The organism is Bacteroidales bacterium, assembly GCA_018334875.1.
In the GTDB taxonomy this organism is placed as follows: domain Bacteria; phylum Bacteroidota; class Bacteroidia; order Bacteroidales; family UBA12077; genus JAGXLC01.
In genome coordinates this window covers 1-9,762 of the sequence record JAGXLC010000147.1, presented here as the reverse complement: position 1 = coordinate 9,762, position 9,762 = coordinate 1, and the positions used below count along the sequence as shown (strand labels likewise).

At 43.7% G+C, this 9,762-nt stretch carries 11 protein-coding genes; 8 read left to right on the top strand and 3 right to left on the bottom strand.

Annotated features, from left to right (window positions below; genetic code table 11):
• On the bottom strand, positions 1–361 hold a 361-nt coding region (locus tag KGY70_12105; protein ID MBS3775925.1), incomplete at its 3' end, for an aldo/keto reductase.
• 371 nt (positions 362–732) lie between these two features.
• On the opposite strand from KGY70_12105, the gene KGY70_12100 reads away from it, so the two are divergent.
• The 7 genes from KGY70_12100 (at position 733) to KGY70_12070 (ending at position 6,588) form a co-directional block, all read left to right on the top strand.
• Positions 733–1,530 (top strand): ABC transporter permease, encoded by a 798-nt coding sequence (locus KGY70_12100; GenBank protein MBS3775924.1) that lies wholly within the window; start codon positions 733–735, stop codon positions 1,528–1,530.
• Complete coding sequence (locus tag KGY70_12095) at positions 1,505–2,563, top strand: ATP-binding cassette domain-containing protein (protein MBS3775923.1); 1,059 nt, start codon at positions 1,505–1,507, stop codon at positions 2,561–2,563. The genes KGY70_12100 and KGY70_12095 overlap by 26 nt, the downstream gene beginning before the upstream one ends.
• A 59-nt stretch (positions 2,564–2,622) precedes the next feature.
• Entirely contained in the window at positions 2,623–3,183 is a 561-nt protein-coding gene (locus KGY70_12090) for a hypothetical protein (GenBank protein ID MBS3775922.1), read from the top strand.
• Positions 3,170–4,342, top strand: coding sequence for a molybdopterin molybdotransferase MoeA (locus tag KGY70_12085; GenBank protein ID MBS3775921.1), 1,173 nt, complete (start codon positions 3,170–3,172; stop codon positions 4,340–4,342). Before KGY70_12090 ends, KGY70_12085 begins: the two co-directional genes overlap by 14 nt.
• Positions 4,326–5,126: a radical SAM protein gene (locus tag KGY70_12080; protein ID MBS3775920.1), complete on the top strand. Its 801-nt coding sequence runs from the start codon at positions 4,326–4,328 to the stop codon at positions 5,124–5,126. The genes KGY70_12085 and KGY70_12080 overlap by 17 nt, the downstream gene beginning before the upstream one ends.
• Positions 5,127–5,191: 65 nt before the next feature.
• On the top strand, positions 5,192–5,644 hold the full coding sequence (moaC, locus tag KGY70_12075; protein ID MBS3775919.1) for a cyclic pyranopterin monophosphate synthase MoaC: 453 nt from the start codon (positions 5,192–5,194) through the stop codon (positions 5,642–5,644).
• 2 nt (positions 5,645–5,646) lie between these two features.
• Complete coding sequence (locus KGY70_12070; protein MBS3775918.1) at positions 5,647–6,588, top strand: hypothetical protein; 942 nt, start codon at positions 5,647–5,649, stop codon at positions 6,586–6,588.
• A 173-nt stretch (positions 6,589–6,761) separates the two neighbouring features.
• Here the strand turns inward: KGY70_12070 and KGY70_12065 are convergent, their stop codons facing one another.
• Positions 6,762–7,454, bottom strand: coding sequence for a formate dehydrogenase accessory sulfurtransferase FdhD (locus KGY70_12065; GenBank protein MBS3775917.1), 693 nt, complete (start codon positions 7,452–7,454; stop codon positions 6,762–6,764).
• Positions 7,417–8,034 (bottom strand): molybdenum cofactor guanylyltransferase, encoded by a 618-nt coding sequence (locus KGY70_12060; GenBank protein MBS3775916.1) that lies wholly within the window; start codon positions 8,032–8,034, stop codon positions 7,417–7,419. Before KGY70_12060 ends, KGY70_12065 begins: the two co-directional genes overlap by 38 nt.
• Positions 8,035–8,231: 197 nt before the next feature.
• On the opposite strand from KGY70_12060, the gene KGY70_12055 reads away from it, so the two are divergent.
• Positions 8,232–9,692 (top strand): hypothetical protein, encoded by a 1,461-nt coding sequence (locus KGY70_12055; GenBank protein ID MBS3775915.1) that lies wholly within the window; start codon positions 8,232–8,234, stop codon positions 9,690–9,692.
• Positions 9,693–9,762: the final 70 nt, after the last annotated feature.

The following is a 9,762-nucleotide window of genomic DNA, read 5'->3' as shown; positions in this document are numbered from 1 at the left end:
CGCGGCCACAAACTTTGGTCATCAGAAATACCTTATCCCTTTTGTTGTCCTGGGTCAGGGCTTTTCCCATAAGTTCTTCGCTGTAGCCGTTGTGATATTCCCAGCAATTGTCAAAAAAGGTCAAACCTTCGGCAATGGCTTCATGCATGATTTTGATGGCTTCCGATTCGGAGTTTGAGTCAACGCCTATATCCCATCCACCAAGAGAAATTATGGAAACGTTTTCCCCTGTTTCTCCTAAGGGACGGGTAGGCATCCCGTTTTCATCTTTTGTCTGGCATTGCATCATGAATGCGCCTAAAGCAATTCCTGAAAGCAGGGTGTTCAGGAAATCTCGTCTCGTATATTTTTTTGGACTCATAGCTCACAAAATTTTTATGGTTAAATTTGTTAAATCATTTTACTAACCTGCATTATTCATAAACAAACGAAGTGAAGTTTATGAATGCGGGGTGGATTGCGGGGTGGATGCAGGCCCGCCTGCGCTAGCTTCGGTGGGCAGGTAACCCCGCATTAGAAAAACCGGCTTTTTGCGAAATTTATTGAAGCAAAAAGCCAGGTTTTTCAATAGCGTCAGAATTATTCAAGAATAATTCGGGCTAAATTAGTAAAAATATAAGTATGTTTCAAAATCTATTCTCATTATTTATGCCTTTAAATTTTTTGTTCAAATGATGGGTTGCACCTTTAACAAGTAAATTTGAAAGCAAGAAGTTAAATATTTTAGGCTGCATGAATCAAATAGACACAATACGACTTGTTTTTTCTTTTTTAGGGGGTTTGGTGCTGCTTTTTATCATCGCACCCTTGATGGGTATGTTCCTTCATACTGAGGTGTCGGGTTTTATTGACGCTGCAAAGGATAAGGAAGTCATTTCCAGCATAAGGCTTACGTTATTGACCTCGGCTTTGGGAACCCTGTTTTTTGCCATTCTGGCAATACCTTTTGCTTATATTCTGGCAAGAAGGGATTTTTTCATGAAAAGATTTGTTCTGGGCATAATTGATCTTCCTATAGTTATTCCCCATACTGCTGCAGGTATAGCGATCCTGGGCTTTATATCCAGAGGTACGGTTCTTGGTAAGGCAGCCTCTTCTGTAGGCTTAACGTTAGTGGGACACCCTGTGGGTATCGCCCTTGCCATGGCTTTTGTCAGCATACCCTTTTTAATCAATGCGGCAAAAGATGGTTTTGAAAACGTTCCGGTAAGGCTGGAACAGGCTGCCATGAACCTGGGGGCTTCACCCCTGCGCGTTTTTTTCACGATCTCCTTGCCGCTCGCCTGGAGACACATTGTGTCCGGCATGGTGCTCATGTTTGCAAGGGGCATGAGCGAGTTTGGAGCAGTAGTGATTGTGGCCTATCATCCAATGATAGCCCCTGTCCTGATTTATGAACGTTTTGGTACCTTCGGCCTGGAATATGCCCGGCCGGTTGCTGTGCTTTTCATACTGATCAGCCTGATTTTTTTTATTGTGTTGCGCTCGTTATCAAACAGAAATTATGCTGGAACTAAAAAATATCAGTAAATCATTTGATGGTTTTAGAATCCGTGACATTGATCTTCGTGTGGAGGTAGGAGATTATTATGTGATATTGGGTAAATCGGGAGCAGGCAAGACCCTATTGCTAGAGATTTTGGCAGGGCTGATTGTGCCTGATGAAGGCATGATTGAGCTGGAGGGCCGGGATATCACCAAACAAAGAATTCAAGACCGTCCGATGGGGCTTGTTTTTCAGGATCATGCTATATTTCCCCATTTCACAGTGTTTGGAAATATTGCATATCCGTTGAAAAGGAGGGGATTTTCCGGTTCAGAAATAGATAGCCGGATAAAAGATCTTGCTGAAACCATGCAAATAACGCATTTGCTTAATCGGTATCCCGATACGCTTTCAGGAGGTGAAGCCCAGCGTACGGTACTTGCCAGAACCCTTGCCTTCGGTCCTCGGCTGCTCCTGCTTGATGAACCTCTGAGCTCCCTGGACGTTCAATTTAAAAAGGAGCTGCAGGCATTGCTGCGTGAACTAAACCGCAGGGGGCAGACCATTGTGCATGTCACCCATGATTATGAAGAAGCCCTTGCGCTTGCTAACCGGGTGGGAGTGATGCAGGGAGGTACCCTCGTGCAGCAGGGAGATATCGACCGGGTGTTCCGAAATCCGAAGAGTAAATTTATTGCTGACTTTGTTGGGATCAAAAATTTTTATCATGCTGTCGTCGAACCCATATCGGGCAAAAAACACAAACTGGCACGGATCAATGATCATACCGCTTTTTATGTGCTTGACGACAAAATTCAAGGAGAAGCCATACTTACTCTTGATGCACAGAATGTAATAATATCCCGGGAGAGACTCGAATCCACAGCACTGAATAACTTCAAAGGAACCATTCTTGAAATCATCCCCACCCATAACGGTTTGGAGGTGGTTCTGGATATTGGTGTAAAATTAGCCGTGATGATCAGTCATGATAGTTTCAATCGCCTCAATATGAGAAAAGATATGAGTGTGTGGGCCGGTTTCAAAGCTTCAGCCATAAGGGTCCAAAGTCTTTGATTGGGGGTTTCACGTCTTCATATATTTTTCTTACCTTTACTTATTTATAAAGACAGAAGATGAGTGAAAAGCAATACAATATTTTGTTGGTTGGAGGGAATTCAAGAAAGGCCGGAAAAACTGAACTGATATGCCGGTTACTGGAAAATTTCGGTAAGGAGTATTCCATAGCTGCTGTAAAAGTTGCATTATATGGTGACAGGGATATATTCCGCGGGCATTATCCTCAGGCTTCAGAAGCGGGTTATTTGGAGATAAAAGAGAACAACCCACGCCTTATGAAAGATTCAGGGAAATATCTTGCAGCAGGGGCGGCCGAAAGCTGGTTTTTAGTTTCCATTACGGATAATGAAGAAAAGGTGGTGCAAAAAATTATGGAAATATCGAACCATGTTAATTTGATGATTGTTGAATCCAATGCATTAAGGAGCAACCTTGAGCCGGGAATTTTTGTTATGGTTAATAAAAGAGGAAAAGAGCAGAAGCAAAGCGCAAAGGCAGTATCTTCCTGTGCGGATTTAATCGTGGAGACTGGCGGGGAGATGTTCAGGCATATTGAACGTTATATTAAAATTGACAACCATACCTGGAATTTAAAAAAACGTTATGATATCTTTTGAAGAGGCATACCGTACGATAATGGAAAATGCTCCGGCTTTGCGCCCGGAGTGGATCATACTGAATGAAGCCTTAAATCGTGTCCTGGCAGAGGATGTCCAGGCCGACAGAGATATGCCTCCTTTCGATAAGTCGGCCGTGGATGGATATGCATGTGTCGATCCGCAAGCCGGTGAGGAAATCAGGGTTTTGGAAGTTATACCTGCCGGAACGCAACCCTCACAACCCATCAAGCCGGGAACTTGCTCAAAGGTTATGACCGGTGCCGAAGTTCCGGAAAATACAAATGTGGTTGTGATGGTTGAAAACGTGGAGGAAAGAGATGAAGGCAGTGTAAAGATCAAAAAAACGGGAAACAAATCGAATATTGCTGAAAGAGGAGAGGATTTCCGTCAAGGGGATGTTATTGTTCCGCGGGGTTCCATCATAAAGTCCCAGCATATAGCTGTAATGGCTTCAGTGGGTAAAGTTCAGCCATTGGTGAGTAAACAGCCCCGGGTCAATATCATAACCACAGGGAATGAGCTCGTAGAACCCGAACAGAGTCCTACTTCAGGACAAATCCGAAATACAAATGCGGTTCAGTTGGAATCACAATTCCAGACAATGAGGATTAATGCTTCTTATGAAGGCATTGTTCAGGATACGGCCCAGGCCATTCTGAAGGTTTTAACGGAAAGTGTTGAAAACAATCATTTAACCTTGCTTACCGGAGGAGTATCGATGGGCGATTACGATTTTGTACCCGGGATGATGGAAAAAGCCGGAATGGATATACTGTTTCATGAGATCGCAATGAAGCCGGGTAAGCCTACCATATTCGGAAAGAGGGATAACCACTTGGTGATTGGGCTCCCGGGTAATCCGGTTTCTACTTTTCTGCAGTTTGAATTGTTGATCAAACCTCTTATCTATCAAATGATGGGGACCCATTATAAGCCGGCGGAAATCAAAATGCCCCTGGGTTCGGACTTCAGGCAAAAAAAATCAGGGCGTGATACCTGGAAGCCAGTAAAAATAAAGGAAGGGAAGGTATATGCTGTGAATTATCATGGTTCGGGTCATATACATGCTTTACTGGATGCCGATGGCTTTATTCATATCCCTTCAGAAACTGAGATGCTTAAAAAGGATACTTTGGTTCATGTACGACAGATATAACAGAAAGATTAACTATCTCCGGGTTTCCGTTACAGATAAATGCAACCTGCGGTGTTACTATTGTATGCCGCCCGGAGGAGTAGAGCTTCTGCGTTACGAAGATATTCTTTCCTATGAGGAAATTACAGATACGGTTCGTTATGCTGTAGGTCAGGGAATTGACAAGGTAAGGCTTACCGGTGGAGAACCTCTGATCCGGCGGGATATCATTAAGCTTGTTAAAATGCTTTCTGATATAAAAGGGATTAAGGACCTTTCCATGACTACCAACGGTATTTTTCTGAAGGATTATGCCAGGGACCTAGCAAAGTCCGGGCTGGACAGGGTTAATGTAAGCCTGGATACCCTTGATCCGGAAAAGTACAGCAGAATAACCCGCGGAGGGGATCTTCTGAAAGCGATTGAAGGGGTGGAATCCGCACAAAGGGAAGGATTAAATCCTGTTAAAATCAATACGGTGGTTCATAAGGGTTTTACCGAAGATGACCAAAGAAACTTAAAAGATTTTTGTCATAGAAACGGATTGGAGTTACGACTCATACGGGAGATGGATCTGAATAAAGGAACTTTTTCCGTTGTAGAAGGCGGAACCGGTGGAGATTGCAGAAATTGTAACCGTTTGCGTTTAACTTCCGATGGAAGGTTGAAGCCCTGCTTGTTTAGTAATATGGGCTTCGATATTAGAAAATTGGGTAAAGAAAAGGCTTTTGCGCTTGCTTTGGACAGAAAGCCCCGTAAAGGTGGCATCAATACTACCTGTACTTTTTATCGCATGGGAGGGTGATGGCCCTGATAAAGAGATTCAGGTTGATCTTTATTCACAGTGTAAAAATCAGAACAGGGAAAGATATGCAAAAATTCAGTCATACCGACAGGGAGGGCAAAGCCAGGATGGTAAATATAGGGAATAAGGAAGAACAGAGGCGTATTGCCCGTGCAAAAGGCTTTATTGAGCTACAGGAAGAAACAGTGAAGTTGATTCGCGAGAACGAGATCAAAAAAGGGGATGTGCTTACTGTTTCCCAGATAGCCGGGATACAGGCTGCCAAAAAAACCGGTGATCTGATCCCTTTGTGCCATCCTATACCGTTAACCAGTGTCCATGTTCAGGCCTGTCTGAAGGAGAAGGGTGTGGAGGTTGAAAGTGAAGTCAGTTGCATCGGCAAAACCGGCGTGGAGATGGAAGCCCTGACTGCTGTCAGCACGACCTTGTTGACTGTTTATGACATGTGCAAGGCAGTGGACAAAAATATGAAGATTGGAGAGATCCGTCTGCTTGAAAAAAAGAAAGAAGCAATTTAACCATGGAAGAAACCACCATAACCATACGTTCCATTAACACTTCCAAAGAAAAGGGAACCATTAAGAAGTCTGTGGGCGAGGCTACTATTGACGAGTGGGGCATAAGAGGAGATGCCCATGCGGGACCTTGGCATCGTCAGGTCAGCCTGATGTCAGTAAGAAGCCTGGAGAATTTTTATAAACGCACCGGCCGCAAGATCAATCCCGGCGAGTTTGCCGAGAACCTGACCATTGAAGGAATGGACCTTACCCAGGTTCAACCGCTCGACCGATTTGTAGGAGATTCGGTCGTACTGGAGGTTACCCAGATTGGCAAGAAATGCCATGGCGGTAATTGTGCCATCTACAGAGAGGTGGGAAAATGTGCCATGCCTGAGGAAGGAATTTTTACCCGGGTTGTGGAAAAAGGGGCACTTAAAGTGAATGGTATCCTTACCTACCGGCCGAAAATCTACAAAGGTCTTGTAATTACCATGAGCGACCGCGCTTCATCAGGTCAGTATTCCGATAAAAGCGGGGAGAAAATAGAGGCCCGGCTAAATGATTTTCTGGGAAATCATTTTGAACGTTATGAAGTAAAAAGAGAGATCATACCCGATGAGCAGCATGAATTGATCAATCTGTTGCAGAATGCCAGATCAGACGACTACGATGTGGTGATAACCACCGGTGGAACCGGTCTGGGAAGTCGCGATATTGCCCCTGAAACCCTCAGCATGCTTTTAGACAAAGAAATTCCTGGTATCATGGAGATGATCCGTATGAAATTCGGCCGGGACAACCCCAATGCCCTGGTTAGCCGCTCTGTTGCCGGAGTGATGAATAAGACGCTTATTTATGCCCTTCCGGGAAGTTCAAAGGCTGTGGATGAATATCTGGAGATCATCCTACCTACATTAAATCACAGCATCTATATGGTCAATGATCTGGATGTTCATGGATGAGCCATGAGAGAACGATTGAATGCCTGCCCGCCGAAATGTAATGGAGGCGGGATTGAATGAGTGCCCGCGGAAACGAAGTGGAGGCGGGATTAAATGCTTGAATGCTTAAATGGTTGAATGGTTGAATGGTTGAATAGGAAAAGCGCAACATGCGATCTCTCAATTAAATAATTTTAAAGAAAAGATTCTTCTCCATTGTAGATGTTCATCCGCTTGCCGCGGGCAAAGCCGGCCATAGCAATGTTGTTCTCCTTTGCCATTTCCAGCGCCTTATCGGTTGGCGGGCTGGTTGAAACCACCATCGGGAACCCTGCACTGATCACTTTGGAGATGATGCTTTGAGACATCCGGCAGGTGAGCAGCAAGCACTTGTCCGAAAAGGGTTCGTTATTTGTCACACCATACCCGATAAGCTTGTCGATGGCATTGTGGCGGCCAATGTCGTCAAAATGTTTCTGGATACCGTTTTGAGTGGCCATTGCAGCCGTGTGGACAGCCCCGGTCATCCTGAACTGTTCCGAAAGCCCCGAAAATGTATCCATGAATTCCAGTATTTGCGAACTGGATAATTCTATGCCTGCACTATCTTCAAAGCCATCCATGAGGCTTTTGCTTTTTTCAAGGCTCACCGAGGCGGTCCGGCTTTCCATGTGGTAATCCAGCGACCTGATATCTCCTGGGGTGCTGATATAGCCATTGGTGTATAGATATCCGGTGATCATCTCATTAACATAATTACCTGAACAAGGAAGAGTGAGCGTTTCTTTGCCGTTTATTACCACCTTTAAAGTCACCTCCTTTATGACATGATCTTCCTTCTGTTTTCTTTTACCGTTCTCTATTCTTGTGATGTTCACCTTTTTCATAACGGTTCAGTTCTTCAGGTGTGTTGATATTGATGAATGGTGTTTCGTCATCTGTTTCCCAATAAAAGGTATTAATGGTTTTCAGAAATTTTTTTACCGATGATGGCTTGTCGGATTGAAGCAAGGCTTCAAGTTTATCAAGCCCGCTTTTATGGTAAACACCGTGAAGCGGTTCAATGTTTTTGTTCACCCTGGGGATAATGGCCTCATATTTTTCTTTTCCTGCAGTCCTGATTTGACCGGCAATGGTGTTTCCATTGATGAATGGCATGTCTCCGGCTACAATGAATACCTGATCATGACCTGATTTTTTCAGGGCAGTATGAATGCCGGACAATGGCCCTTTATGAGGAATGATATCAGTATAGATGATAAGGTCCTTATAGTTTGCGAATCTATCGGGGGAATTGGTGATGAGTAATATTTCGGGGAAGAGACTCTTCAATACCTCTGTCTGGTGTTCCATTATAGGCTTGTTATGAAAAGGCACCAGGGATTTTATCCTGCCGTTAAAGCGGCTGTTGGTGCCTCCGGCGAGTATAGCGGCGGAAATGTTTTGGTATGATATTTTTGTTTTCACAATGGTAAAGATATAAATTGTAATGATTTTATTTTTATTGTGTTCAAAGTGTTATATAGATTTTATTATTAATTGGAAAATGGCCTGCTCTCATTATATCTTTGTTCAATTAAAATCCCGTAATGAAAATTATTGTCTTTACATACACTTTAATTTTTTTATTATTATTGCTCGTAATCCCGTTATCTGTCAAATAAATGAATATTTACTCCCATTACCCTGCTCTAAAAACATATGACCGTGGGAAAGACATTGTAGAAGCTGTTTTTCATATAGCGCTCGGAGATATCTATTCAAACCTCCGGCTGGGCAGTTTTGGACTGATTGAAAAGGAACAACCATTGTTGTTTGCCGGTTTGGATTATCATGGTCCCTGGACAAGGGATGCTGCTATCAATGTATGGAACGGGGCAGGGTTGTTTTTACCTGAAATTTCTCAAAGGACCCTGCTTTCCTGTCTGGAAAGGAATAAACAGGGAGAGTTGGTGATCCAGGGGGAGTATTGGGATAAAATGTTATGGACCATTGGCGCCTGGAATCTCTATCTTTATACCGGAGACTGCACTTTCCTGAAGAATGCTTATCAGGCAGCGGTCAATACTTTGTTACAACTGGAAGATAATGAATTTTCCGAAGTCTTTAATTTGTTTCGGGGGCCTGCTGTGTATGGCGATGGTGTGGCTGCATATCCCGATTTATATTCCAGGACCGGCGAATATACAGGAGCCAAATCGGTAAGCACTATCGGCAAATGGGTTGAAGAAAATCCTGATTTGACGGCTGAAGAAGGATATGGTCTCCCAATGCATGTGCTTTCCACCAATTGCATGTATTACGGGGTATATAAAATATTGCCCGAAATGGAGAAAGAACTGGGCAGGAAGGTTCATGAAGAATGGAACATTAAAGCCAGGAATTTAAAAAGAGCTATCAAACGGCATTTTTGGGATGAAGAAGAGGGAACTTATCGTTATTTGGTTGATCCACATGGCAATTGTGATTACCAGGAAGGAATGGGTTTGGCCTATGCACTAATATTTGGCATAGCTGATGCTGAGCAAACCCGGCAGGTTTTGGAGAATGCGGTTGTAGAGCCGGCTGGAATTCCCTGCGTTTATCCTTCTTTCCCAAGATATCGATATGCCGGCGGATATGGTCGCCACAGCGGTGTAGTCTGGTCACACATTCAGGGTTTCTGGGCCGAAGTGTCTGCCAGGTATGGCAATGAAAACCGGTTTACCCATGAATTTGAACAGTTAACCCAGCATGCCTATCGGGACCGGCAGTTCAGGGAAATTTACCATCCCAAAACCGGTAGACCCTATGGAGGCCTTCAGGAGTCCAATGAAGGTGGAATCAGGGAATGGGAATCTACTAACCGGCAAACCTGGGGAGCCACAGGATACATCAGAATCATTCTCAGAGGATTGTTGGGAATGCGGTTTGATACTGAAGGAATACGCTTTGAGCCTTTTATTCCTTATCAATTTGAAAATTTCAGGCTAAAACACCTCAGATATCGTGATTCTGTTCTGAACATTTCAGTGAAAGGTTCGGGAAACCAAATAGCTACTTTTACAATCAACGGACAGGAACAACAACCATTCCTTCCTGCTGATTCCGAAGGAATTCAGAATATAGCCATTCGTTTAAAATAGTCATTAACGTGTATTTTTCAAAATTCATTTGTATTTTGCGGGGTTTTAAATCAAGGCTTATGAAAAGAAG